We start from the raw sequence: 26,329 nt of genomic DNA on the forward strand, positions 1-26,329 counted from the left end.
CACAGCATCTGCGAGGAGACCGACATGGAATACACGATACAAGATCTACCGGAAGTGCGGGTAGCCTACCTACGCTACAAGGGCCCGTTCGGCGCGCCGATCGGCGAGTTCTGGAAGGAAGTGTTCACGCCGTGGCAAAAGGCTTGCGGCCTGGTGAACAAGGTGACGTACGGCGTGGCGCAGGACGACCCGGCCACCACGCCGCCGTCCGAATGCCGCTACGACGCCTGCGTCGAGGTCTCGGCCGACTATCCGATCAGGGAGCCGGCCAGGGAAGCCCATATCCCCGCCGGCCGCTACGCCGTGGCCAGGTTCAAGGGCAGCGGCGCCGACGTGCCGGGCGCCTGGGGCGCGTTCTTCGGCCGGCTGCACGCCGAAGGCAAGGCCGACGCCGGCCCCTGCTTCGAACGCTACCCGGCCGACTTCGCGATGGATCCGGCCACCGGCGTGTTCGAAGCGGAGTTCTGCATCCCCGTCAAGTAAGGCGCCTTCCTCCACGTCCCGTATCCCGGCACCTTCCGTTTCACCATGCGGCACCGCAGCATATTATTGCCAGCAAAATCGGCGAATATGCGATACTCGCCGGGTACAACGGGAGTGCCAGGGACAATGACGTTTTTTCAGAAATTGCTTCGATCGCCGAGGGCGATCTCCGCGCCTTACGGGCGGGTCATGCTGGCCAAGACCACGCAGCTTGGTGACCTCGTCATCAGCCTGCCGATGGCCGCCGCCCTGAAGCAGCGCGACCCGCATTGCACTGTGATCCTGCTGACCAACCGCCGCACGGTGGAAATCGCCCGCCGCTGCCCGGACGTGGACGAGGTCTACGCCGCTCCCGAATCCGACGAGGAACTGACCGCCCTGCTGGTGTCGCTGAAGCTGGATATCTTCGTCCAGGTGAACACCTGCCGCAGGCTGGCGCGGGGCGCCTGCGACGCCGCCGTGCCGGTGCGCATAGGCTCGCTGTTCCGGGTCTACAACTGGCGCCGCTGCACCCACCTGGTGGCGATCTCCGCGCCCACCTCGGGCCTGAACAAGCGGCTGCTGGACCTGCAGTACCTGCGGCCGCTCGGCATCGTCATCGACGACCAGCAGACCTTGCCCGCGCTGTGCCGCCTGACGCCGCCGCAACGGATCGCCGAGGCGGTGGCCGAGCTGCATCCCGGCCACTTCGCGCAGGGACGCAAGACCGTCATCCTCAGCCCCGCGCTGGTGACGGCCAAGTCGCACCAATGGCCGCTGGCCTACTACACCAAGCTGATACGCAGCATCGATCCGCAGCTGGTGCACTGGTTCATCTGCGGCACCAACGAAGACCGCGAAGCCTTGCAGCCGCTGCTGCTGCGCCATTCCGAGGCCGGCAATGTGACCAACCTGGTCGGCAAGATGTCGCTGACCGAGTTCATGGGCTTCATGAGCCATTGCGACGGCCTGGTGGCCGGCAGCACCGGCCCGCTGCACCTGGCGGCGGCGCTGGGCATCAACACGCTGGGCCTGTTCCAGTCGCGCAAGGTGGACATCCACCGCTGGCGGCCGCTGGGCGAATCGGCCAGCGTGATCCACAGCGGCGTGCGCTGCCGCGGCGAGCGCAGGGTATCGGAGGCCGCCAGCAACCAGGCCGTGCCCTGCCCCTGCATGACGGCGATCCAGCCCGAGACGGTGGCCTCGCACGTGATGGGCTGGTTCATGCCCCCGCATCTTGATCGCGCTCTTACATCAGAGTAAAGTAGCCCGATTACTTCAGGAGCCCCATATGAAACGTGTCACCGGTATTGGCGGTGTGTTCTTCAAATCCGCAGACCCGAAGCGGCTGGCCGAATGGTACCGGGTCCATCTTGGTTTGAATGTCGAGGCATGGGGCGGCGCCTCATTCCAGTGGTCCAATCCGGACAACCCAGGCGGCACGGGAACCACGGTGTGGAATCCGTTCAAGGCGGACACCGATTACTTCGCTCCGAGTTCTTCCTCTTTCATGATCAACTACCGCGTCGACGACCTGCACGCCCTGCTGGCCGCGCTGCGCGCCGAAGGATGCCAGGTGCTGGACAAGGTCGACGAATCGGAATACGGCAAGTTCGGATGGGTAGTGGACCCGGACGGCAACAAGGTCGAGTTGTGGCAACCACCGCAAGGCCAGTGAGTTCATGAAAATACGACGTTGCGCTGTACTGTACATCGAACCACGCGAAGAACTCGCCATCGATTGGTCCTCCCTGTTTGCCGGTTCCACCACGCTGGCCGCCAGCACGCGCTGGCTGGCGCTGGCGCCGCACCTGGACCGCGAAATCGAAGTCGATGCCGCCGACCTGGCCGCCATGGCCGCCGTCAGCCAGACGGTCTGGTCCGAACTGGAAGCATGCGAGCAGCGCCACGGCGCCGCCTGCGTCGCGCGCCTGCTGGAGCTGGGCCTGCTGATCGGCGACGCGCCCGAACACGAGGCCCTGCGCGAACGCGACGAAACCCTGCGCGCCCAGCACTGGCGGCCGCTGGCGGCGCTGGCCCACACCTTCTCGCGCTGGCACGACGTGCGCACCGAAACCGGCATGGAAGCGCCCAGCATCCAGCAACTGCTGGACCGCTACGGCGCGCCGCCGGCGCCGACGATGGACCTGGGCACGCCCGCCAGCGCCTTCAAGCTGCCCAAGGCCGCCAGCGGCATCCTCGATGAAACGCTGATGAAGCGCTACACCGGCCGCAATTTCGACACCGGGGCCAGCCTGCCACTGGCCGTGGCGGCGCGCCTGCTGCAACGAACCTTCGGCGCGCAGGAACAGCGCCAGGTGGGGCCGCATGCCAACGTGCTGAAGAAAACCAGCCCGTCGGGCGGCGGCCTGCATCCGGTCGAGGCCTTCGTGCTGGTGCAGCGCATCGCCGGCGTGGCGCCGGGACTGTACTACTATCATCCGATCGAGCACGAACTGCGTCCGCTGCGCACCATGGAAAGCGAGGAAGCGGCCGCCGTGGCGCGGCTGATGGTGGCCGAACAGCAATGGCTGGCCGACGCGCCCATGCAGGTGGTGATGGTGGGAAGGATAGAACGCAGTTTCTGGAAGTACCGCAACCACCAGAAGGCCTACCGCGCGCTCGCCCTCGATGCCGGCCACCTGTCGCAGACCTTCTACCTGCTGGCGGCGGAAGCGGGCTTGCCGGCGTTTATCACGGCCGCGATCAACGACGTCGACATCGAACGCTTGCTGGAACTGGACCATCTGCGCCATGCCGTCATCGCGGTCTGCGGTTGCGGGCCGGCATCCACCGGCCCGCGCAATATGGTCGAACTGCGTTATGGAGAAACCGGCCCGGACTGATGCCGGGCCGGCGTGTGGCGCCGACTCAGGCGGCGGCGCCGCCCGACAACAGGAAGACCACCATGGTGCCTTCGCTGACGATATTGCTGTGCATCGCGGTCTGGTCGGCGACGATGCTGTCCTTGGACGGCAGGCTGCGCACGGCAGGCACCTGTGCCGGGTCGAGCGAGATGCCGAGGCCGCCGAGGGCGCCCACCGGATCGCGCAGCATGTGGTCGCGGAAAGCGTCGTCCTTGGCCAGTTTGTCGAGTACCGTGCTGAGTTCGCCGGAAGTATGCTTGGTCATTATAGTTATCCCCTAGTTTATGGATGGAATTAAGCGTTGCCGCCGATCCATGCTACGGTAAACCATGCTCCTTGCCAAGCAACTTAGTGTTGCGCCACACCGTCCAGCGCGTGCACCCCGTCGATCACCGTTTCCAGCGCCGCGCCAAAGGCCGCCAGCGCCTCGTCGAGCTGGGTTAACCGCGGCGGCAGCAGCAGATTCTCCAGCCCGCCGGCGGCGCGGTGCAGTTCGGCCATCGACAAATTGCCGGCCGCGCCACGAATCTTGTGCACCAGCACCGAGGCCTCCTCGAAGTCGCCGCTGTCGATGGCTTCCAGCAGCTGTTGCGGAGTGGCCTCGAATTCCCGGGCAAATTTGTTCAGCAAGATCATCACCAACTGACCATTGCCGCCCATCCGGGCCATCGCGTCCGGCATGTCGACGCCTGGGACATTCGGCGCCGCATCCTGCGCCGCCGTTGGCGCGGCCACCACCACCCGGTCCGGGTCCAGCCGTATCCAGCTGGCCAGCACGCCGAACAGGCGTTCCGGGTCGATCGGCTTGGTCACGTAATCGTTCATGCCCATGGCCAGGCTGTTCTCGCGGAAACCGGCCACCGCATGGGCGGTCATCGCGATCACCGGCAGGCTCGCCTGCTGCAGCTTGGCGCGGATGCGGGCGGTCGCCTCGTAGCCATCCATCTCCGGCATCTGGATATCCATCAGCACCGCGTCGTAGCGGCCGCTGTCGACCATGTGCACCGCGTCGACGCCGTTGCCGGCCAGTTCGACCTGCACGCCGGCGCGCATCAGCACTTCGCGCGCCACCTGCTGGTTGATGACGTTGTCGTCGACCACCAACACGCGGGCACCGGCGATGCGCAATGCCGCCTCGGACAAGGCCACCGGCGCCGGCTCCGGCAGCGCCGGCTCGGCGGCCTCGAAGCCCAGCGCCAGCAGCACGCTGTTGATCAACTGGGGCGGATGCACCGGCTTGGCCAGGCAGGCGTGGATGCCCGCCTCCGCTGCCGCCTGCACGATGGGCTCGCGCGCGAAGTCGGTGACCATCAGCACCACCGGCAGGGCGCGCCACGCCGGCTCGGCGCGGATGCGGCGCGACGCCTCGATGCCGTCCCCCTCGGACAAGTGGCTGTCCATCAGCACCAGGTCGGCCGGCTGCTCCCGCAGCACCTGCATGGCGGCCGCGGCCGATGCGGCGGAATCGGTCGCGAAGCCGGCGCTGCGCAGTTGCCGCTCCAGCATCTCGCGCGCCGGCGCGCAGTCGTCGACGATCAGCACGCGCTTGCCGGCGGCGCCTTCGGGCAGCGCCGGCAAGCCGTCCGGCTCGTCCGCCAGGCAATGCAGCGCCACGCTGAAATGGAAACAGCTGCCGCTGTCGGGCAGGCTGTCGATGCCGATGACGCCGCCCATGGCCTGCACCAGCTGCTGCGAAATGGCCAGCCCCAGGCCCGTGCCGCCATACAGCCGCGTGGTGCTGGTGTCGGCCTGGCTGAAGGCGCGGAACAGGCGCGCCTGCTGCTCGGGGCTGATGCCGACGCCGGTATCCGCCACCGAGAAACGCAGCCGCACCTGGCCATCCATGGCACCGGCCGGGCCGTCCAGTTCGACGCGCAGCACGATGTAGCCGCGCGCGGTGAATTTGAGCGCGTTGCCCACCAGGTTGACCAGCACCTGGCTCAGGCGCAGCGGATCGCCGGACAGCCGGGTCGGCACGGCGGGATCGGCCCAGGCCACCAGTTCCAGGCCTTTTTCCGCCGCGCGCCAGGAGAACAGGTCGGCCACCTGGCTCAGCGTGTCGGACAGCTCAAAGGGCACGTTTTCCAGTTCCAGCTTGCCCGATTCGATCTTGGAAAAGTCCAGCACGTCGTCGATGATGCCAAGCAGGTTCTGCCCCGCCCGGCCGATCTTGTTGAAGTAGTCGCGCGGCTTGGCCGGCAGGTCCAGGTAGGTGCCCAGGCCGGCGAAGCCGAGGATGGCGTTCATCGGCGTGCGGATCTCGTGGCTGATGTTGGCCAGGAAGTCGCTCTTGGCGCGGGTCGATGCCTCGGCGTCGGCGCGCGCCTGCTGGATCGCGCGGATCGCGTGGGCCTTCTGGAAGGCCGAGACGAAAGGCTCCTTCAGCGCCTTGAACATGTCGAGGTCGCCGCCGGCGAACGGCGCGTCCTGCTCGAACACCAGGTAGCCCTGCAACTGCTGCTCGACGCAGATGCGCACCGCCAGCACGGCGCCGGCCCGGCTCAGGAACATGTCCGGCGCGATGCTGTCGGCAGCGTCGACCAGCTGCGCATGGGCCTCGGCCAATGTCATGCCGGTACGCGCCAGCGGCACGCCGTCCGGCCAGCCGGCGCGCAGCGCCAGCGCGGCCTCGCCGGCCTCGCCGGCTTCGCCGATCAGCGCATACGCCATGCGCACCGCGCCGATCGCGCTCGATTCGCGCAGGATGGTGTTCAGCAGGGCGTCGAAGTCCAGCTGCTCGTTGATCGACTTGACGATGGCGTGCACCCGCTCCAGGTGGCGCGTGCGCGAATACACCTGCAGCTGGAGTTCGATCTGCGCGCGCTGCAGCTGGCGCACGCGCCAGCGGTACAGGCCCCAGCCCAGCGCCAGGATCGCCAGCACGCCGCCCGAGCGCGCCCACCAGGTCTGGTACCAGGCCGGCAGGAACTCCAGCGTCATGCTCAATTCCTGCGGGCTCCACACGCCTTCGCGGTTGCTGCCGCGCATGCGCAGCCGGTAGCGTCCGGGCGCCACGTTGGCATAGGTGGCGCTGCGGTGGTTGGCATCCTTTTCCACCCAGTCCTTGTCATAGCCTTCGAGACGGAAGGCGTAGCGGTTGCGCTGGCTGGCGGAAAAATCCAGCGCCGCCACTTCGACTTCGACATTGCGGGTGCCGGCCGGGATGCTCAGGCTGGCGCCGTCCGGCGCCAGCAGCGGCGCCGCCGACACGCTTTGCCGGTCCAGGCGCACCGAGCTGACCACCAGCGGCGGCTGGAACGTCCAGCGCGCCGGCGGCTCCGGCTGCACCACGACATAGCCGCCGGAGGTGCCGAAGACGATCTCGCCATGGGCCGTCTGCCCGACCGAGCCGCCGTAATAGGCCTGGTACACCAGGCCGTCGGCGCGGCCCAGCGCTTGCGCGCGCAGCGTGCCGGTATCGATGACGGCGATGCCCTCGCTGGTCGAGGCCCACATGCGTCCGGCGGCGTCGGCGCGCAGGCCGTTGACGAACTTGCTGGGCATGCCCGCTTCCAGGCCCACGCGGTGGAAGCGGCGCGTGCCATCGGCGGCGCGGCCGTCCAGCACCGCGACGCCGCCGCTGTTGGTGGCCACCCACAGCCGGCCCTGCGCATCGAAGGCCATCCAGTTGATAAATCCCTGCGGCAGGCGGGTGGCGATTTCCGGCGCCGGCATTATCTGCTCGGCCTTGCCGCTGGCGGGGTCGAAGCGGTTCAAGCCGTTGCGGGTGCCGATCCACAGCGCGCCGTCCGGCGCGGCCAGGATGGTGCTGATGCGGCTGTCCGACAGGCCGCCCGAGTCGGCCGGTCCCTGGCCATAGACCTGCACTTTGCCGGCGCGCGAATCGTAGCGCAGCAGGCCGTTTGCCGTGCCCAGCCACAGCACCCCGTCCTGCGGCACGATGGCGCCGATGCGCGGCAACGGATCGGTGTGAGGCAGCGGCACGCGGACCACGCGGCTGCCTTTGCCGCTGGTGTGGTACAGGCCCAGCAAGGTGCCTACCCACGCCTCCTGCGGCTCGGCCTCGGCCATGGCCGTGATCATCCGGTTGGGCAGCGCCGTTTCCGGATGCAGCGGATCGGGACGCAGCCCGGCCGTGCGGCTGCCGTCGGCGGCCACCAGGTCGATGCCCTGGTCGGCCAGCCCCACCCACAGCCGGCCGGCAGAATCGGTCATGAACGAGGGTACGGAGACTTCCGGCATGCCCACGCCGTCGAGGATGGTGCTGAAGATGCTGTTGCGCGGATTGTGCACGTCGACGCCGCGCTCGTTGGCGACCCACATCAGGCCGCTGCGGTCGCGCCACAGCGCCGCCACGCGGTCGTTGGCCAGGCTGATCGCGATCGCCGGCCGGTGCACGATGCGCCGGCCATGGCCGCCGGCGTCGAACTCGATGATACCGCCGCCGTAGGTGGCCGCCCACCACTGACCCGGCTTGGTTTCCGCCAGCGACAGCACCATGGCGTTGTTGCTGTCCTTGACCTGATCCAGCACCAGCATGCGCGCGCCGGCGGTGGCCGCGTCCGCGCCGGCCAGGCCGATGCCGCTCCTGAACGTGCCGAACACCACCCCGCCCTGCGCATTTTCGCTCAGCGACAACACGGCGTCGCTGACGCCGCCCGCGATGGCGATATCGTCGACGCGGCCGGTGGCGGCGTCGCGCCGGGCCAAGCCGCCGTTCGAGCCTATCCACAGGTTGCCGCCGCGGTCGACCAGCAGGGCGCGGATCTGGTTGCTGCGGGGCCCGCCTGTCGCGCCGGCCGCGCGCGGCAGGTGGCTGATGGCGTTGCCGTTCTGGCTATCGATGTAGTCGAGACCGGCACCGGTGCCGACCCAGATGCCGCCGCGCCTGTCGCTGGCGATGGCGCCGATGGCGGGGCTGCTCAAGCCGTTCTTGCCGGCGGCGTAGCGGATGAAGCGCTCCTGCTGCTTGTCGTACATGGCCAGGCCGTCGGTGGTCGTGCCTATCCACAGCCGTCCCTGGCCATCCACGTGCAGCGCCTGGACAAAGTCGCCCGGCAGCGAATGGGAATCGTCCGCATCGAAGAAGAAATTGCGCATGTGGTAGCCGTCCCAGCGGCCAAGGCCGGCCTGGGTGCCGAACCACATGAAACCGTCGCCGTCCTGCACCACCTTCATCACGATGGGGCTGGGGAAGCCCCGGTCGGCCGGCACCAGATGGTCGAACATGGCCGGCGCCAGCGCCTGCCAGCGGTCGGGCGCATCCGCCGCGCCCGCCGGCGCGCACCACAGGCAAGCCAGTAGCGGCACGGCACTGAGGCGCAGCAAAAAGGCACCGGCAAGGGTGCCGGCAACAGATGAGGGGACGTTGAAATTGCTCACAAACGAAGAGCCGTAAAAGCCTGCCATGAATTTTCCCATGCTAGCTAGCAATGGGAATTGCACAGCAAGCATACGGAATTGTTGGCCATCTGTCTATTTTTTTGCCACCCAGCCTCCCCCCATGGCGCGATACAGGTCCACCGAGGCGACCAGGATGCGCGTCTTCAGTTGCAAACGCCCCACATCGGCGTTGTACAGCGTGCGCTGGGCGTCCAGTTCTTCCAGGTAGGAGGCATAGCCGTTGCGGTAGCGGTTGTGGGCGATGCGCAGCGTTTCGGCGGCCGTGGCACGGCGGGCGTCGTTTTGCACCGCCTGCTCCTTGAGCCGGTAGATCGCCCCGAGACTGTTGTCGGTTTCTGCGAAGGCGGTGCGCACGGCGTTTTCGTAGGCGAAGACGGACTGGTCGCGCTGCGCGGCGGCGGCGTCGGTCTGATGCTGGACCCGGTCGCCTTCGAATACCGGCGCGGCCACCGCACCGGTCAGCCGCCACAGCGCGGTCGGGGCGTTGACGAAATCGTGCCACTTCAGGTTCTGCACGCCGCCCACCGCCGTCAGCTTGAACGACGGCAGCAGCTGGTCGCGCGTGGCCTGCAGGTTGGCGTTGACGGCGATCAGGTTGTATTCGGCGCGGGCGATGTCGGGCCGGCGCCGCAGCAGCTCGGACGGCAGGCCAGCCGGCACGGACGGCGCTTCGAGCTTTTCCAGTTCGGCGCCGCGCGCGATCGGGCCGGGATTGCCGCCGGCGAGGATCGCCAGCGCGTTTTCCTGCTCGAAGATGGAGCGCCTCAGCTGCGGCAGCTGTTCGGCGGTGGCCTGGTATTCGGCCTGCGCCTGCAGCCACTCCAGCCGCGAGCTGTAGCCGACGTCGAACTGGCGCTTGGCCAGGTCGCGCGATTCCTCGCGCAGCTTCAGCGTGGCTTCGGTCAGCGCCAGCTGGGCGTCCAGCCCGCGCAGGTTGAGGTAGCCCGAGGCGACGGTGGCGGCGATCGACAACGCGGCGGCGTCGGCGTTGGCCTGCTCGGCCTGGTAGGTGGCGGTGGCGGCGTCGGTCAGCGCGGCAAGGCGGCCCCACACGTCCACCTCATAGCTGGCCTGGAATTCGGCCTGGTACACATTGGTGACGTAAGGGACGCCGTTGTAGGCCAGCTGGCGCGTGCGGGTGGGCGCGGTGTCGACGAAGACGTTGGCCTTCTGCCCGGCGGCGGCGACGCCGACCAGCGCGCGGTACTGCGCCACGCGGGAACGGGCGATGCGCAGGTCGCCGTTGTGTTCCAGCGCGGCGGCGACCAGCGCCGTCAGCGCGGGATCGCCGTAGGCTTGCCACCACTGCGGTTCGACTTGCGCCGCGCCCGCCCCCGAGTCGCTGCTGCGCCACGCGGCGGGCGTCTGCAACGACGATGCGGGCGGCGGCGGCGCCTTCGCGGCGCAGCCGGCCAGCGCCAGCGCGGCCCCGGTCAGGACTGCCCGGCATTTCATGGCTTGGCCCCGGCCGCGGCGGCGACGGACGGCTTGGCCGGCGCGCTGTCCGCATCGTTCAGCACCGCCGATGTGTCGATGCTGACGATCACCGACATCCCCGGCGCCAGCCGCCGCGCCTTGGCCTGGCCGGGATCGATGCGGATGCGCACTGGTATGCGTTGCGCGATCTTGACGTAGTTGCCGGTCGCATTATCGGCCGGCAGCACGCTGAACTCCGAGCCGGTGGCCGGCGAGATGCGCTCGACCTGCCCGGTCAGCAGCGCGCCGTCGAGCGCATCGACCTTGAAGGTCGCGCTCTGCCCCACCTGCACGCCGTTCATCTGCGTCTCCTTCAGGTTGGCGATCACCCACAGCTGGCGCGGCACCAGCCCCATCAACTGCGCGCCGGTGTTGACGTAGGCGCCCTTGCGCACCGTGACCTGTCCCAGCTGGCCATCCTCCGGCGCCGTGATGCGGGTGTTGTCCAGATCCACCTTGGCCGCCTTCAGCGCGGCCGCCGCGTTGGCCACCGCCGCCTCCAGCGACAGCTTGTTGACCACCACCGACTGCACCTGCTGCCTGGCGATATCCAGGCTGGCGCGCGCCTGCGACACCGCCGCCATGGCCTGCGCCCGCGCCGCCTTCGACGAATCCTGCTCGCGCAGCGACAGCGAACCGTCGGCCGCCAGCGAGTTCACGCGGCTCAGGTCCGCCACCGACTTGGCCGACTGCGCCTCCGCGTTGGCCAGCGTGGCCTGGTTCAGCACCACCCCCGCCTCCGCCGTGCGGTGCGCCTGTTCCCAGTTGGCCAGCGCCGCCTTCTGCGCCGCCAGTTGCGCCTCCGCCTGTTCGTAGCGCTGCTGGTAGATGCGGTCGTCGATCTGCACCAGCAGATCGCCCTGCTTCACCTGCTGGAAGTCCTGCACCTTGACGTCGGTGACATAGCCGGACAACTGTGTGCCGATCAAGGTCACCTGGCCGCGCACCAGCGCATTCTCGGTCGAGACGATGGCGCTGCTGAACGGCGGCAGGCGCCACGCATACAGCACCACCAGCACGCCGATCAGCGCCACCAGCGAAAAGGCGATCGCCGAGATGATCTGCGCGCGCCGGTCCGGCGCCGGCGCGGTGGGCGCCGCCGCAGCCACCGCGGCCGCCGCTGCGGCGGCAGCCACCGCCGCCACGCGCTTTTCGGAAGAAGAGGAATCGTCGGGAGTATTGGTAGCCATGTAGATCAGCGAGCTCCGGAATTGTTGAGGGAAACGTTGGCCATGCCGGTCTGCGCATTGTGCGCGGGCTTGGCCTGGCAGACAACACAGATGTCCCACAGGTAGCGGGCCAGCATCCAGGCCAGCGTCAGCAGCGCCACCAGTGTGATCATCAGGAACACATCGTTATAGGCCAGGATGTTGGCCTCGCGCGTGGCCGCCGCGCCCAGCGCCGCCACGCCGGTGGCGCCGCGGGTGGACGGATCGGCCAGCGCCGCGCCGCCGCTCTGGATGCGCGCAGCCACCAGCGGATCGAGCAGGGTCAGATGGTCGACCAGTATGCTCGAATGGAATTTCTCGCGCACAGACTGGAAGGTGCCGACCAGCGCCGATCCGAGCAGGGTGCCCAGCGTTTGCGTGATGCTGAACATGACCGAGAAGCTGACCAGGTTGTTCGGCGCCGCGATCACGGCGCCGAAGCCCGAGACAAACGTCGGCCCGATGAAGAAGGCGCCGCCAAAGCCCAGCAGGAACTGGCTGACATACAGGTCGGCGGGCCGGGTCAGGTTGGTCGCGTCCGAATCCATGTAGGCGCCGGCCGCCATCACCGCCAGCGAAAACATCAGCTGCAGGGGGATGCGCGCCGGCGTGATGGTCAGCGCGCTCAGCACCAGGCCGGCCACGGTGCCGGCCATCACCACCCACCACAGCATCTGCATCTGGTCGTTGTTCAGCCCCAGCGTCTGCAGGAAGCCCACGGTGCCGTTGGCCTCCGACTGCACCACGCGGATCAGCAGCACCGACAAGGCCAGCCGCGCGATGTTGGCGTTGGTGAGCCAGCGCGTGTTGAGCAGCGGCCGCGCGCGGTTGTGCTCGACCAGCAGCGCGCCGGCGATCAGCACGATGGCGCCGGCCAGGCTGAGGCCGAGCCAGCGCGACTCCAGCCACCACACGGTGCGGCCCAGCGCCAGCACCGCCGACAGCAGCGCCACGCCGGGCGCGAACAGGCCGAAGGTGAGGAAGTCCATTTTCTCGAACGCCTTGATGCGGTCGCCCGGCGGCAGCTTGAGCACCAGCACGCAGGCCAGCGACAGCAGCGCCAGTCCCAGCTCGAAGAAGTACAGCCCGCGCCACTCGCCGTACTCCATCAACTCGGACGAAAACAGGCGCGCCATCGGCAGCGCCAGTTGCGAGAAGCCTATGCCCAGCACCACGCCCTTGAGCCGGTGCTGGGCCGGGAAGGCCTGCAGCACGTAGTACAGGCCCAGCGTGGACAGCGCGGCGCCGCTCATGCCGTGCGCCACGCGCACCGCGATGGCCGAGCCGAGGCCGTGCACGAACAAGTGCGCCACCGTCGCTATCGCATAGATCACGAGGAAAAGTTCGGTGAACAGCCGCAGGCCATACTGCTGGCGGAATTTGACCAGCAACAGATTCATCGACACGTTGGCCATCACATAGGCGGCCGGCAGCCACTGGATCTCGGCCGAGTACACGCCCAGCGAGCCTTGCAGGTAAGGCAGGTTGACCGACACCAGCGCGTTGCCCAGGCCGCCGGTGATGGCGACGATGAAGCCGACCACGAAAAACGCCAGCCGGCGCGGCGCCGTGTGCAGGGGGCTGGACGGCGACCCGGGCAGCAAGGGCCGCTCGTGTGGAAGCCAAACTTGTGGGGCATAAACATCCATGCGTCAGCGTTTCCTGATCTGTCTTTTGGGAGGCAAAATACCACGATGACGAGCATATCACTATGCGCGCCATCGTTGAATATTTTGCACGCTATCCAAAAGGGATAGACAAAACGCTACAGCACCACCGCCTCGACCTGGCGCTGGAAGTTGCGGTGCGACGCCAACGCATGCTTGAACTGCGCCAGCGCCGGCGCCAGCTCTTCCTTCTTCACGCACCACAGCGACAGATCCGGCGCGCCGTTCTCCAGCGTGGCCGGCAGACCCGCCTTCAGCAGCAGTTCCGCGCCCGCGCCGGCCGCCAGGATAGGCTTGCAGTGGCGGTACTGCTGGCGCACGAAGTCCAGCGCGTCGGCGTCGCGCATCAGCATCGCCGCGCTGGCCGCGCCGTCCGGCACGATCAGCGCGTCGTACAGCACCGGCGCGCCGGCTTCGATGGAGATCTCGATATCGAGCTTGCTGCCGTCGGCCGCCATCAGCTGCCCCAGCTGCGGCGCCACCAGGCGCGGCACCGCGCCGGCCGCCAGCAGGTCCGCGTAGATCGCCTTCACGCTGTCCGCATCGACGCCATGGCCGGCCAGGATGGCGACCCGGCGGGTGGCGACGCCGGTGGCGCCCGGCCGCGCCAGCAGCGACAGCGCGGGCGACGGCTCGTAGTGCGGCGGCGGCAGGCTGGTCGCCAGCGGCATCGGCGGCGGCACCTCCAGGCCCAGGCCCTGCGCCACGCCGTCGGCCAATATCGGGTCGACATTGGCCAGCATCGACAGCAGGCGCACGCGGATGGCTTGCGTCTGCACGCGGCTCAACTCGAAGCGGTAGGCGTCGACGATGTGGGCCTGCTCGGCGGGACTCTGGCTGATCCAGAACAGGCGCGCCTGCGAATAGTGATCGGCGAACAGCTCGGGCTTGCCGCGCACCTTGTCTTCCGGCGGCTGCGGCATGCCGAAGGCGGTCGTGAAGCCGGCCATGCCGGCCTGGAACGGACAGCCGCCGCCCAGCGAATTGGGCTCGTACGCCACGCGCCCGCGCGGGATGGCCTGGCGATGCATGCCGTCGCGCTGGTTGTTGTGCACCTGCGCCAGCGGCGCATTGACCGGGATCTCGTGGAAATTGGCTCCGCCCAGGCGGCTGATCTGCGTGTCCAGGTAGGAGTGGATGCGCCCCTGCAGCAGCGGGTCGTTGCTGAAGTCTATGCCCGGCACGATGTGCGCGGTGCAGAAGGCCACCTGCTCGGTCTCGGCGAAGAAATTGTCCGGATTGCGGTTCAGCGTCATCTTGCCGACCACCCGCACCGGCACCAGTTCCTCCGGCACGATCTTGGTGGCGTCCAGCACGTCGAACGGGAATTGCGCGGCCTGCTCCTCGGTGAATATCTGCAGGCCCAGCTCCCATTCCGGATAGGCGCCCGCCTCGATCGCTTCCCACAGGTCGCGGCGGTGGAAGTCGGCGTCGGCGCCGCAGATCTTGGCCGCCTCGTCCCACATCAGCGAGTGCGTGCCGGCCAGCGGATTCCAGTGGAACTTGCAGAACACCGACTTGCCCTCGGCGTTCACCAGGCGGAAGGTGTGCACGCCGAAGCCCTGCATGGTGCGGTAGCTGCGCGGGATCGCGCGGTCCGACAGGTGCCACATCAGCATGTGGGTCGATTCCGGCATCAACGTGACGAAGTCCCAGAAGGTGTCGTGCGCGCTCGCCGCCTGCGGCATGCCGTTGTGCGGCTCCGGTTTGACGGCGTGCACCAGGTCCGGGAACTTCATCGCGTCCTGGATGAAGAACACCGGAATGTTGTTGCCGACCAGATCCCAGTTGCCTTCGTCGGTGTAGAACTTGACGGCGAAGCCGCGCACATCGCGCACCGTGTCGGCCGAGCCGCGCTCGCCGGCCACGGTGGAGAAGCGCACGAACACCGGCGTGCGCTTGCCCGCCTTGGCGAACGGCGCGGCGCGGGTGACGTCGCTCAAGTCGCCATAGCTTTCGAAGTAGCCGTGTGCGGCGGAACCGCGCGCATGCACCACGCGCTCGGGAATGCGCTCGTGATCGAAGTGGGTGATTTTTTCGCGCAGGATGAAGTCTTCCATCGCGGTCGGGCCGCGCAGGCCGACCTTCAGCGAATTCTGGTTGTCCGCCACCGGCACGCCCTGGTTGGTGGTCAGGCGCTGGCCGCCGGAATCGACGCGGGCCCGGTCCAGCGAAGCGTTGGCGGGATTGACGCCGTGCGGCGGCACGCCGCCGCCGGTCTTCGGCGACTCGGTGGTCTCGCCGGCGGTGCTGGCGGTGGCGACCGGATGCGGCACCGGGCAGGTCAGGCCCGCCTGCGGCGTGCGCGCGGCCTCGCCATGTTCGCCTTCCTTGTTGGCGTTGTAAGGCATTTCGCCGGCCAGTTGCTGGCCGCCTGCCGCCTTGTCCAGCAAGGCTTGCTGTTGCGGGGAATCGTTCCCCAGGCTGTCCGGCGGAGGCGCCGACGACGGCCCTGCCACCGTGCTCAAAACGGAACCGGCCCCCATGATGGCGGCCGGTACTTTTTTACCTTGATTCATGGATGTCCCTTGATGAACGGCGCCCGGACGGGCAGCCGGTCATGCCGGCAGCACCGGCCGGACAGCCAGATGTTATTTGGCGCTGCGCGAGCTCAGCAGTTTGGAGATGCCGTAGCCGGCGGCGGCGGCGATCAACACCGAAATCGCCGGGCTGGCGCGTACGTGGCTGCGGCCCGATTCGGCCAGCGCCTTGTAGCTCTCTTTCACTTGCTTGCTGCGCGCGATCAGGCGGTCCGAGGTGCTTTCCACCGTGTCGGCAACCTTGTCGACGCCGCCATGGGCGCTGGCTGCCAGGCGGTCGGTGGTTGCGGGCACCTTATCGGCCACCTTGTCGATGGCGGCGTGCGCGTCGGCGCGCAAATCCTTGCCGATTTGGGTGACGCCGTCGCGGGTGCTGTTGAGTTTGTTTTCAATACTGTTTTCCATGATGCTTTCCTCTCGTTGTATGTTGGACTGCAAGGGACACGATAGGCCCCTTGCCGATGCTTGACCGTGCGGAAACTAACAAACGGGTGCATCGCACCAATGCGTTCTTATATGTGAACTGGCACACGGACGGGGCCGGCAAAAAGGAGGATGCTGGGGCGTTACGATCGAGTCCAGGAGAGCGCCATGTTTCCCATCTCATCCGCAGCGCCAGGCTTCGTGCCGGCAGTGGTGGAAAGCAGCGCCGTTACGCAGGTCGGCCAGGAAGGCGTCACCGCCGTCGGGTCCGCCACCGATGCGCCCAGGGCGGCATCGGTCTCCGTCGAGCTGTCGCCGGTGGCGAATTTCCTGCTGGCCGTATCGCAATCCCGGGAGCAACTTACTGGCCTGCAAACACGGGACGCCGACCTGCGTGCCGGCCTCTTGAATGACGCAACGCAAAATGTGGTGAATGCGTTCAACTTATTGCCGTCGGTGGATTTCAATCAAGCTCAGCCACAAGGCAATTCCCTGCTGAACAATCTGGTGCAGAGCATCAGCGAGCAGAATACCGCGCAGCAGCTGGCGCGCGTGGGCGTGACCTTGCAGCCGCCGCTGCTGTCGGATGCGACCGGCGGCCTGTCGCTGGACAACGAGGTGCTGCGTGCGGCGTTCAACACGGACAGCCAGGCCACCACGTCGACCTTGCAAAACACGCTGGACACCTTCAGCAACCTGGCCACGCGGTTCGCCGAGCAGCTCAGCGCGGCCGGCACCAGCGCAACCCAGGCGCTGCCGTTCGCCAGCCAGGCGCCGTTGACACTGGCCGATGCGGTGGCCAACGCGCAGCTGGACCTGGCCCGTGCCGACCTGGGTCAGCTGGCACGGAATCCGTTCCAGGAAACCGCCGCCGACCGGCTGGCCGCGCAGCGGGCGGCGCAGGAACAGCCGCCGGCCGCGCAGTCGCTGGCGCCGCCTTCGCCGATCGTCAATCCGCTTGTCAATCCGCTGCAGGCATCGACGGCCGAGGTGATCGCCGCGCAAAATGCGCAGGCGCCGCAGGCAACCCAGGCAACCCAGGCTGCCGCGGATGCGGCGGCGGCACCGGCCGGCACGGATACCACGCAGACCACGTCGAACACCGCGCAAGCCACTGCGGACGCGGCACGCGCCGCCGCGGCGGCGCAGACGGCGCGGCAGCAATCGACGGCGGACCTGGGCGCGGCGACGGCGGCCGGCACGCAGGCCGCGGCGCAGGCCGGGCTTGCGCAGAACGCGGCGGCTTCGGCTGCCGCGCTCAACACCGCCAACGCCACGCCGGCGCAACAGGCCACGGCTGCGCAAAACGCCGCTGCGAACGTGGCTGCCGCCAATGCCGCCGCCGCCTCGGCGGCGGCCCAGGCGCAGGCCGCGCAAAGTGCGGCCGACGCGCTGGCCGCGCAGAACGCTGCGGCCACCGCCGCGGTGGCGGACGCGCGCGCGGCGCAAGCCGCCGCCACGACGCCGGAAGCCGCCAACGCCGCGGCGGCCGTCGCCGCCCAGCAAGCCGGTGCGGCCCAGGCCACCGCCGCCAGCCTGGCCGCGGCCAACGCCGCTGCGGCAGCCGCCGCGCAACAAGCCGCCGCCGCGCAAAGCGCGGCGACACAGGCATCCCAGGCGGCGCAGGCGCTGGCCGCGCAGAACACCGCAGCGCAGCAGGCCGCGGTGCGCGCCAACCTGCTGCAAACCGACCCGCTGCGCGCCAATCCGGCGCTGGCTTCCGCCATCGCCGCCTACAACATCAACGATACGACGGTGTTGGGCGCCAATGCCCGCGCCGCGTCGCCTGCCGGCGGTGCGGTGCCGCGCGTGTCGGCGGTCGAAGCCCCGGCCCGCTCGCGCGGCATCGGCACCGCGCGTTAGAGGGGCAGCCCCTCAGGATCAGAATCGCCCGGCAGAACGCGCAATGGCGCAACAAGCCTTTCAGTATTTGTGAACATGCTTGGAATTTTCTGCAATAATCGGACGATGCTCAAAGCCAAATTGTCGATGCCGGCGGGTTTGTCTGCCACTTTGCTTGTCACGTTGCTGTGGTGCGGACTACCGCCCCGCGCGACGGCCGCCGGTCCCGTGGTGCAGCTGCTGATGGGCGATACGCTCGACGAAAGGGGCAGGCCCAGGCCCATGCCGGAAGTCAAACGCAAGGTGATCGCCGCGGTGGAGCGGGAGCTGGGCGTGACCTTCGAGCCGCATATGTATCCATGGGCGCGCGCCGAACGCTACGCCCTCGACGGCGTGGGCCTGATTTTCGGGCTGCCGAAAACCGCAGAACGCCTGCGCGCGCTGCATTACTCCGACATCGCCACCCACAACAGCCTGTGGCTGGTCACGCGCAGCGACGCCACCTTCCCCTTCAACAGCCTCGAGGACCTGCGCGGCAAGACCGTCGGCACGGTACGCGGCTACAACTACGGCGAGGAATTCGAGCAGGCGCGCGGCAAAAAACTGTTCCGCACCGACGACGACATCTCCTCGCGCGGCACCCGCCTGACCCGCCTGATGCTGAAGCGGGTCGACGTGGTGCTGCTGTTCCAGCCCAACGGCCAGACCGCGAAAGATCTCGAGGCCGACATCCGCCAATTCATGGCGCCGCGCCTGCCGTCCATCGGCGCCGCCGCCAACGCCGGCTTCAGCGTGCTGCCAAAGCCGATGGCCACCGACAGCGGCCAGTTTTTCGCCATCGCCCGCGGCAAGGACGACGGCATCATCGACCGCATCAACGCGGCGCTGGCCCGCATCCGCCAGCGCGAGGAAGAGGCCAGGCGCCAGCGCGCGCCGAATTAAATTTTGGCAGGCCGCCCTTCGAAAGCGGATCTGCCCGAAAAAAGGCCATACGCAAGCCCAACTCACGCGATAATATTTGCGGATTTTGGCGATAATCCTGTCATCGCATTTATTCACACCTTCTGGAGACCGCATGAAACTGAAGCATATCGCTGCCGCCCTGGCGCTGCTGGGCGCCGCCACCGTCCACGCGCAAGACACCGTGGTCAAGATCGGCCACAGCGGCCCGTTGTCCGGCGCCCAGGCTTTCTCCGGCAAGGACAATGAATCCGGCGCGCGCCTGGCGATCGAGGAACTGAACGCCAAGCCGATCACCGTGGCGGGCAAGAAGCTCAAGTTCGAATTGCAGTCGGAAGACGACCAGGGCGATCCCAAAGCCGGCGTGGCGGCGGCGCAGAAGCTGATCGACCAGGGCGTCAAGTTCGTCGTCGGCCCGTACAACTCGGGCGTGGCGATTCCCGCATCGCGCGCCTACAACGACGCCGGCGTGCTGATCGCCACCGTGGCCACCAATCCGAAGATCACGCAGCAAGGCTACAAGGGCCTGTTCCGCGTGAACGCCAGCGATTCGCAGCTGGGCACCAAGATGGCGCTGTACGCGGCCAATGAACTGAAACTGAAGACCGTGGCCGTCATCGACGACCGCACCGCGTTCGGCCAGGGCGTGGCGGAGGAATTCAAGAAGCAGGCCAAGGCCGCCGGCATGACCGTGGCCGGCCATGAGTTCACCAACGACAAGGCGTTCGACTTCACGTCCATCCTGACCAAGCTGAAAACCAAGAAGGTCGAAGCGATCTTCTTCGGCGGCTACGCGCCGCAGGCCGCGCCGATGGCGCGCCAGATGAAGCAGCTGGGCATCAACGCCAGGCTGCTGGGCGGCGACACCATCTGCACGGCGGAGATGGGCAAGCTTGGCGGCGACGCCGTCGGCGACAACGTGCTGTGCTCGCAGGGCGGCGCTATCCTCGACAAGGCGGCCAGCGGCCCGGCCTTCAAGGCCAAGTTCAAGGCCCGCTTCAAGCAGGATGCCGACGTCTACGCGGCCGCCTACTACGATGCGACCATGATGTATGCGCAGGCCATGCAGAAGGCGAACTCGCTCGATCCGCAAAAGGTGGCGGCCACCATCGGCGCCGGTTCGTACAAGGGCGTGGCGGGCACCTATTCGTTCGACGACCACGGCGACATGAAGCAGTCGCCGGTCACCATCTTCAACTTCAAGGGCGGCCAGCCGGTGCCGCTGACTACCTATTAAGTTGAGGGAGGCCGTCTAGGAGAGCCGCAGCTCCCAGTACCCGACGTCGATCCAGCGATCGAACTTGCGGCCGACCTGCTTGAAGTGGGCGACCTTTTCGAAGCCCAGGCTTTCATGTAGCGCCACGCTGGCGGGATTGGGCTGGGCGATGCCGCCGATCGCCATGTGGATGCCGCGCGTGCGCAGTTCTTCCAGCAGCGCCTTGTACAGCGCCGAACCTATGCCCTGGCCGCCCTGCCCCTGCGCCACGTATACGCTGGTCTCGGCCGAATAGCGGTAGGCGGCGCGCACCCGCCACTTGGTCGCATACGCATAGCCGGCCACCTGTCCATCCCGCTCGTGCACCAGCCATGGCAGGTGCGCCGTCACGTCGCGAATGCGGCCGGCCATTTCCTCCGGCGAGACGGGGTGCTCCTCGAAACTGATGGTGGTGGTGGCGATATAGTGGTTGTAGATGGCGACGATGGCGGCGGCATCGTCAGGCGTGGCGGGTCGTATCATCGGCATGGTGTTGTGGTTGAAGAGATGAGCTTAACAATAGCGTGTTTGTATGGAAGCCGCAACGCCCCGGTTTACGCGAATAAAAAGCGCGTATGATTTATCTGTTCGTCTGTTCAGGACAAAACAAAAAGAACCGGGAGATCGACATGCTGGCCGCCGCTAGACCGTCAAACGAGACCCAGCGCATCGAGGCGCTGCACGCCCTTAACCTCCTTGGCAGCGAGCGGGAGGAACGCTTCGACCGGCTCACCAGGCTCGCCAGGCGGCTGTTCAATGTGCCGATCGCGATCGTCACCCTGGTCGATTCCGACAACGTGTTCGTCAAATCCTGCGCCGGCAACGATGTGGTGTCGGTACCGCGCGACGCATCCTTCTGCGCCCACGCCATCCTCAGCGAAGATATCCTGGTGGTGCCGGACGCCACGCTGGACCTGCGCTTTCACGACAGCCCGCTGGTCACCGACGATCCCTATGTGCGGTTCTATGCCGGCTGCCCGCTGACGATACCGGGCGGCTGCCGGCTGGGCACCCTGTGCCTGCTCGACACCATGCCGCGCATGCTGGAGGGCGAGGACTGCAAGCTGCTGCGCGACCTGGCGGCGATGGTCGAGCAGGAAATGGGCGCGCTGCAGCTGGCGACCATGGATACAATGACGATGCTGTCGAACCGGCGCGGCTTCGAGGTGCTGGGCCAGCAGGCGATGAATGTATGCCACCGGCTGGGCAAGCCGGCCTCGTTGCTGTTCTTCGATTTGAACTATTTTAAAAAAATCAACGACACCTTCGGCCATGCGGAAGGCGACCGCGCGCTGACGGTGTTTGCCGACATCCTGCGCACCATCTTCCGCAACAGCGATTTGATCGGCCGCCTGGGCGGAGACGAATTTTCCGCCCTGCTGATCAACTCCGACGCTGCCGAAACCATGGCCGCCGTCCAGCGGCTGCAGGATGCCGTCGACGTGCGCAACGCGCAGGACCGGCGCGGCTACGACATCCGCTTCAGCGTCGGCCAGGTCAACCTCGACCTGGCCCGCCACCACACCATCGGCGACATGCTGGCCGAGGGCGACATGGCCATGTACCGCAACAAGCAGCTGCTACAGGCGCAGACTGCGCCGCATTGATCCACCTTGATCATCGTTCAGCGCTGGCGCGCGGCGTACAGGTCGTCGAAAACCGGGATGATGGCCAGCGTCAGCAACGCCAAGGCCAGCGGCACCGTAACGATATAGCCGATATATTTGAAGCCGAAGGCGCCGACCAGGCCGCCCGCCAGGAACATCGCCAGCAGGGAACCCAATAGCCGTAGCTTGCCGCGGTCGGCCCTCACCGTGTCCGAAGGCCCGGCGCTTGGCAGTCCATTCCAGTAAACCAGCTTGCCCAGCTCGATGCCGATGTCGGTCACCAGGCCGGTGACGTGGGTGGTGCGGATTTCGGCGCGCGACACCTTGGTGACGATGGCGTTTTGCAACCCCATCACAAAGCACAGCAGCGCGACGATGGCGGAGATCTGGCCCGACGCGCCCAGCTTGGCGCCCATCAGGCCAAAGCACAACAACAGAGCCGCCTCGACGATCAACGGCAGCGCATACTGGCTGTGCGCGCCGCGCCGGCGGCCCCAGTTGATCAGGATCGCCGACGTCGCCGCGCCGAAGAGGAAGGCCAGCAGTGACGCGAACCCCGCCGCCACAAGGGCCACCTCGCCCAGGGCGGCGTTGTCGGCCAGCGCCGAGACGATGCCCGACATGTGCGACGTGTATTGACCTACTGCGAAAAAACCGCCGGCATTGACCGCGCCGGCCACGAAGGCCAGCGAACGGCCAAGGCGGCGGTTGCTGATATCGGTTCGTTGCGGGCTGGTTAAGGCACGCAGGTAGTGCATGGGCATGGCTGGCCTCTTTATTGCTGTCGGCCATTCCATTGTATGCCATCACCTCACTTCAGGCATCTACTTCAATACCACGTTCCAGTTCTTTTCGACGCACCTGGTGTAGTTGCCGGCGATGAGGGCGCTGTACGGCGTCTGGTAGCTCACCAGCTGGCACTGATAATCGCCGCCGCTGCTCCAGTTCTTCTCCCAATAGATATTGTAGGCGGCCGAACTGGATGCGGTGAAGCGCTGCATGGTGGCGCACGACAGCTGCTCGCTGCCGACGTTCCAGCCCAGGTCCGCCGCGAACTGCTTGTAGTAGTCGATGCGGTTCTGCGCCGCCGCCTTCTCCGTACCGGTGCCGCACTCGGCGTTGATGATCATGATCGTCGTGGCGAAGTTGTTGCCCGCACCGGCCGCCCGGTCCGCCGCATTCGGCACCCAGGTCCCATCCAGCACATGCAGCATCGACGGCTTGGGCGGCTGCGGATAGACGAAGAAGAACGTCGCCGAAGCGAGATTGAGCCAGGTCGACGCCACCAGGTCCGGATTCTTCAACAACACCGACTGGTCGCCGTTGTACATCACCTGCGAGAACGGGCCGTAGTTGTAGTTGTACGAAAGCTGCTTGGCGCCACGTCCGTAGTACTTCTTGAAACTGCCGTCGGCGCTCTTACCGCAGGTCCAGACGGTGTTGAACACCGGATCAGAACACTCGGCGTTGTAGCCGCAGTTGGTGCCGGTTTCGTCGCAGCCCATTTCGCGCAGATACTTCAGACCCTGCCGCCACTGCGGCAATGGCAAGCTGGCGTTGTGGTCTCCCGTCTCCTGCGCGAAGTGAGCGAACATCGTCGCCAGCGAATGGCGGCAGATGGCGTCGGCGTCGCGGCCGTCGGTGTAGTCGCCGCAGACCGCCGGGAACTTGGCCACCGCCTGCAGGAAGCGGCCGTACGTGTAGCTGGGCTCGCGCACGCCGAAGTAGTAGTCCCACCTGGCCGGCGACAGCAGCCGCTCCACCCGCTTGACGTTGGCGGGATTGGCGGCCACGCCCGGCGCCACGGCATCGACCGCCGCGTTGTCCAGCGTGCGGATCGATGCCTTCACCTTGCGGAAGAAGTCGTTGTTGGTCAGCTCCGCTTCGCGCGCCTCGGCTTGCCCCCTGGTCGGCACGCCGCCCGGTTGCGTGGTGCCGGGATCGGTCGGCGGCGGATCGGTGGCGACACCGACGTACTTCCACGGCCCGTAGGTATCGGCGGCGTCGGGCGCGGTGCCCTGCACCCACCATTTCGCCTCGAACTGCTTGCCCTGATAGATCGCGCACATGCCGGCCGTATAGACGGCGGTGCCGCTGTATACGGGGCATGCGGCTGCTACCGTCGTGCCGCCCGCCAGAATGCGGGGCGCCGCGCTGCCGGCCTGGCCGCCGTCGCTGCCGCCGCCACAGGCGGCAAGCAGCACGGCGGTCAGCGAGGCAAAGATATAAGTGATCTTCATCTCGCCGTCTCCTTACTTCAGCGCGACCGGCAGGCCGGGGTACTCTTCGCTCAGCGCGTAGCGCACGCCGTTCACGGTGACGACGTAGGAGGACGGTCCGGAAATCGGCAGCGAGTAGTTCAGCGTGATCGCCACCGAAGCACCCGGCACCAGCGATTGCCACGACGGTATCGTGAACCTGGCGTGGTTGAAATTGGCCTTGAAGCCGCCGATGTTGTTCGGTCCCGAGTAGCCGGCCTTGGTCACCGTCAGGCCATAGCCCGACTGGTCGCTCATGTTGGCCGGCGCCGATACCGGATAGTCGAATTCCACCACCGAGCCGCCCGGAATGGTGACGGTGGTGTTGTTCGTCACCGTCATGACCGGGTTGATCGGGTAGTTGCTGTCGCCGAGCTTCCAGCCGCCGAGCGAGATGCTGACCTTGGCGCTGCAGGCCGGCATCGCCGATTCCGCCCGCGCCGCGCCGTACGGACCGGCGGTCTTGAAGGCGTTGTAGGTGTTGGTGGTCAGCGTGTAGCCCATGAAGTACTCGCCTTTGCCGCCATTCTTGCCGGCGTCCCAGGCGTAGTCGCCGGCCAGTTCCCAGATCATGATGCCGCCGATGGCGTTGTCGATCACGTACTGGGTCTTGGCCGCGATCGACTGCGTCGTCTCGGTGGACAGGAAGACCTTGCGCGTGGCGTTCCACAACCACGGCGCGGCCATCGTGGCGCTGTAGTTGGGGCTGTAGACGCCGGTGATGGTCTTCTCGGTGATGCCGTAGGCGTCCAGGTAATCCGGCACGATCGCGCCTTGCAGGTTCAGCGCGTGCCACAGCGGATTGCCGCCGCCGGGTACCGCCTGGCCGTTGGTATCCAGGTCATGCCAGACGTTGTCGATGCCGATGGCGCCCGTGCCGCAGGTAGGAACGCCGGCGCAGGTGACGGTGTTGCTGACCAGTGGCGACGTGCCCCACAAGCCGTTGGTGCCGCCGGTGACGTCCTTCCAGCCGCGCGTGTAGTACGGCACGCCGAGGTTGATGCGGCCCGCCTGCAATGCGCCGCGGTAGTAGCGGTAGGCCCAGTCGACATTCAGGTAACCGATGCCGCCGTACTGGTAGGCGTTGCCGGCCTTGAGTTCGGCGTCGTTGCCGTCGTCGAACAGGGCGGCGTTCGGGCCGACGTACTGGTTCCAGCCGCCGTGCAGGTCATAGGACATCAGGCTGGCGTAGTCGAGGTACTGCAGGCCGGAGAGGTTTTCCTCGCCGCGCAGTATCCATGCCGAAGCCGAACCGGCGATGGTCAGCATGTAGTACTTGTTGTCGGCGACGGCGGCCGTATCCAGTTTCTGGCGTACGGTTTTCAGCAGCGCGTTGTAGCCTGTCATCAGTCCCGCGAGGCGCGGCTTGGAGACGCCGAAATCGAGCGGATTGCCGGCCGCGTTGTTGGTGGTCGGGTGCTCATAGTCGATGTCGATGCCGTCGAAGAAGGTGTACTGGCGCAGCACCGCGACCATCGAATCGGCCAGCGTGTTGATGCCGGCGGTGTTCAGCGAACCGTCGGCGTTGGTGGTGGCGGTGTAATAACCGCCGCTGCCCGCCCAGCCGCCGATCGACAGCATCACCTTCACGCCGGGGTAGCGCTTCTTGTACTGCGCCAGCAAGTTGAAGTGGCCTTTGTACGGCAACGACGGATCCATCGCGGCGGCGGGGATCGTCGGCCAGGTCATGCCGGTGTCCGGGTTGTTGGCGCCGGTGCCAAGTTGGACTTTGGCGTTGGCGTCGACCGCGGCGAAGGCGTAGTTGACGTGGGTGATTTTGTCCCACGGGATGTTGTTGACCAGGTAGGACGGCGTGTTGTTCGCTCCTGTGCGCCAGCTGGTGAAGTAACCGACGATGCGGCGATTCAGGCCATTGGCCAGCTTCTCGCGGCCGTTGGCATCGTACACGCCGCAGTAGTTCACGTTCGGTACCGGCGTGGCCAGGCCGTCCGGGCGGCATGCGACCGGCGTTGGAGTTGGAGTTGGCGTTGGAGTTGGCGTCGGAGTTGGCGTCGGCGTCGGCGTCGGCGTCGGCGTCGGTGTCGGCGTCGGCGTCGGCGTCGGTGTCGGAGTTGGCGTTGGGGTCGGAGTTGGGGTCGGAGTTGGCGTGGTCGTCTGCGCCGCCCAAGGGCCCCACTCTTCCGTGCCGGGCACGTTATTCTGCGTCCACCACTTGGCTGTATAGGTGACGCCGTTGTACGTCACGCACATGCCGACGGTGTAGACCGCCGAAGCACTCCACGCGTCGCAGGTGACGGCCGCGGCGCCCATGCGCACGGCGCCGCCCAATAATTTCGGCGCTGGAGCAGCTGCGTTTTGAGGGTCGCTGCCGCCACCACAGGCGGCCAGAGTACTGCCGACTAGCGTCAGCATCAAAATATTTTGTCTCATTTTTATATC

The 26,329-nt window shown here is 67.0% G+C and carries 20 protein-coding genes; 8 read left to right on the forward strand and 12 right to left on the reverse strand.

Translation table 11 applies throughout. The annotated features are described in order from the left end of the window. The first annotated feature begins 24 nt into the window (after window positions 1-24). The 4 genes from ACSQ3S_RS28215 to ACSQ3S_RS28230 all read left to right on the forward strand — a co-directional run bounded on the left by ACSQ3S_RS28215 (window position 25) and on the right by ACSQ3S_RS28230 (window position 3,308). The gene (locus ACSQ3S_RS28215; RefSeq protein WP_436144441.1) at window positions 25-483 is read left to right on the forward strand and encodes an AraC family transcriptional regulator; all 459 of its coding nucleotides are present in this window, start codon (window positions 25-27) and stop codon (window positions 481-483) included. Between the two features lie 189 nt (window positions 484-672). Next, the gene (locus ACSQ3S_RS28220; protein WP_413449019.1) at window positions 673-1,725 is read left to right on the forward strand and encodes a glycosyltransferase family 9 protein; all 1,053 of its coding nucleotides are present in this window, start codon (window positions 673-675) and stop codon (window positions 1,723-1,725) included. Between the two features lie 28 nt (window positions 1,726-1,753). Then, the gene (locus ACSQ3S_RS28225) at window positions 1,754-2,140 is read left to right on the forward strand and encodes a VOC family protein (protein ID WP_436144442.1); all 387 of its coding nucleotides are present in this window, start codon (window positions 1,754-1,756) and stop codon (window positions 2,138-2,140) included. 4 nt (window positions 2,141-2,144) lie between these two features. After that, complete coding sequence (locus ACSQ3S_RS28230) at window positions 2,145-3,308, forward strand: putative peptide maturation dehydrogenase (protein ID WP_436144443.1); 1,164 nt, start codon at window positions 2,145-2,147, stop codon at window positions 3,306-3,308. Window positions 3,309-3,333: 25 nt separating this feature from the next. Here the strand turns inward: ACSQ3S_RS28230 and ACSQ3S_RS28235 are convergent, their stop codons facing one another. From ACSQ3S_RS28235 to ACSQ3S_RS28265, 7 genes are all read right to left on the reverse strand, one after another. Continuing rightward, window positions 3,334-3,594 (reverse strand): NHLP-related RiPP peptide, encoded by a 261-nt coding sequence (locus ACSQ3S_RS28235; protein ID WP_436144444.1) that lies wholly within the window; start codon window positions 3,592-3,594, stop codon window positions 3,334-3,336. A gap of 83 nt (window positions 3,595-3,677) precedes the next feature. Continuing rightward, window positions 3,678-8,699 carry a response regulator gene (locus ACSQ3S_RS28240; protein ID WP_436144445.1) on the reverse strand — a complete coding sequence of 1,674 codons (5,022 nt, stop codon included), beginning with the start codon at window positions 8,697-8,699 and terminating at the stop codon, window positions 3,678-3,680. Window positions 8,700-8,765: 66 nt separating this feature from the next. Then, the gene (locus tag ACSQ3S_RS28245) at window positions 8,766-10,148 is read right to left on the reverse strand and encodes an efflux transporter outer membrane subunit (protein WP_436144446.1); all 1,383 of its coding nucleotides are present in this window, start codon (window positions 10,146-10,148) and stop codon (window positions 8,766-8,768) included. Continuing rightward, window positions 10,145-11,359, reverse strand: coding sequence for an HlyD family secretion protein (locus ACSQ3S_RS28250; RefSeq protein ID WP_436144447.1), 1,215 nt, complete (start codon window positions 11,357-11,359; stop codon window positions 10,145-10,147). Before ACSQ3S_RS28250 ends, ACSQ3S_RS28245 begins: the two co-directional genes overlap by 4 nt. Window positions 11,360-11,364: 5 nt before the next feature. Then, window positions 11,365-12,981, reverse strand: coding sequence for an MFS transporter (locus ACSQ3S_RS28255; RefSeq protein ID WP_413449012.1), 1,617 nt, complete (start codon window positions 12,979-12,981; stop codon window positions 11,365-11,367). Between the two features lie 161 nt (window positions 12,982-13,142). Next, window positions 13,143-15,563, reverse strand: a complete 2,421-nt coding sequence (locus tag ACSQ3S_RS28260; protein ID WP_436144448.1) for a catalase — start codon at window positions 15,561-15,563, stop codon at window positions 13,143-13,145. A 72-nt stretch (window positions 15,564-15,635) separates the two neighbouring features. After that, window positions 15,636-15,989, reverse strand: coding sequence for a hypothetical protein (locus tag ACSQ3S_RS28265; RefSeq protein WP_176652708.1), 354 nt, complete (start codon window positions 15,987-15,989; stop codon window positions 15,636-15,638). Between the two features lie 186 nt (window positions 15,990-16,175). Between ACSQ3S_RS28265 and ACSQ3S_RS28270 the strand changes: the two genes are divergently transcribed. Further along, window positions 16,176-17,870, forward strand: coding sequence for a hypothetical protein (locus tag ACSQ3S_RS28270; protein WP_436144449.1), 1,695 nt, complete (start codon window positions 16,176-16,178; stop codon window positions 17,868-17,870). Here the strand turns inward: ACSQ3S_RS28270 and ACSQ3S_RS28275 are convergent. Then, complete coding sequence (locus ACSQ3S_RS28275; protein WP_413448104.1) at window positions 17,867-18,151, reverse strand: hypothetical protein; 285 nt, start codon at window positions 18,149-18,151, stop codon at window positions 17,867-17,869. The genes ACSQ3S_RS28270 and ACSQ3S_RS28275 overlap by 4 nt on opposite strands. Here ACSQ3S_RS28275 and ACSQ3S_RS28280 point away from each other — a divergent pair. Together ACSQ3S_RS28280 and ACSQ3S_RS28285 are read left to right on the forward strand one after the other, a co-directional pair. Further along, window positions 18,132-18,791 carry a substrate-binding periplasmic protein gene (locus tag ACSQ3S_RS28280; RefSeq protein ID WP_353403390.1) on the forward strand — a complete coding sequence of 220 codons (660 nt, stop codon included), beginning with the start codon at window positions 18,132-18,134 and terminating at the stop codon, window positions 18,789-18,791. The genes ACSQ3S_RS28275 and ACSQ3S_RS28280 overlap by 20 nt on opposite strands. A gap of 133 nt (window positions 18,792-18,924) precedes the next feature. Further along, window positions 18,925-20,046, forward strand: coding sequence for a branched-chain amino acid ABC transporter substrate-binding protein (locus tag ACSQ3S_RS28285; protein ID WP_176652706.1), 1,122 nt, complete (start codon window positions 18,925-18,927; stop codon window positions 20,044-20,046). A gap of 15 nt (window positions 20,047-20,061) precedes the next feature. Here ACSQ3S_RS28285 and ACSQ3S_RS28290 read toward each other — a convergent pair whose 3' ends face one another. Then, window positions 20,062-20,547, reverse strand: coding sequence for an arsinothricin resistance N-acetyltransferase ArsN1 family B (locus ACSQ3S_RS28290; protein ID WP_436145088.1), 486 nt, complete (start codon window positions 20,545-20,547; stop codon window positions 20,062-20,064). A 146-nt stretch (window positions 20,548-20,693) separates the two neighbouring features. Between ACSQ3S_RS28290 and ACSQ3S_RS28295 the strand changes: the two genes are divergently transcribed. Next, window positions 20,694-21,671 (forward strand): diguanylate cyclase, encoded by a 978-nt coding sequence (locus tag ACSQ3S_RS28295; RefSeq protein WP_436144450.1) that lies wholly within the window; start codon window positions 20,694-20,696, stop codon window positions 21,669-21,671. Window positions 21,672-21,688: 17 nt separating this feature from the next. Here the strand turns inward: ACSQ3S_RS28295 and ACSQ3S_RS28300 are convergent, their stop codons facing one another. The 3 genes from ACSQ3S_RS28300 to ACSQ3S_RS28310 are packed head-to-tail and all read right to left on the reverse strand — an operon-like array spanning window position 21,689 to window position 26,320. Next, a complete protein-coding gene (locus ACSQ3S_RS28300; protein WP_176652704.1) occupies window positions 21,689-22,435 on the reverse strand; it encodes a YoaK family protein in 747 nt (248 codons plus the stop codon). A 60-nt stretch (window positions 22,436-22,495) separates the two neighbouring features. Next, window positions 22,496-23,911 carry a glycoside hydrolase family 19 protein gene (locus ACSQ3S_RS28305; protein ID WP_436144451.1) on the reverse strand — a complete coding sequence of 472 codons (1,416 nt, stop codon included), beginning with the start codon at window positions 23,909-23,911 and terminating at the stop codon, window positions 22,496-22,498. A gap of 12 nt (window positions 23,912-23,923) precedes the next feature. After that, the gene (locus ACSQ3S_RS28310) at window positions 23,924-26,320 is read right to left on the reverse strand and encodes a chitinase C-terminal domain-containing protein (protein ID WP_436144452.1); all 2,397 of its coding nucleotides are present in this window, start codon (window positions 26,318-26,320) and stop codon (window positions 23,924-23,926) included. Between the last annotated feature and the right edge of the window lie 9 nt (window positions 26,321-26,329).

Source organism: Duganella sp. LjRoot269 (genome assembly GCF_964254095.1).
GTDB lineage: Bacteria > Pseudomonadota > Gammaproteobacteria > Burkholderiales > Burkholderiaceae_D > Rugamonas > Rugamonas hordei.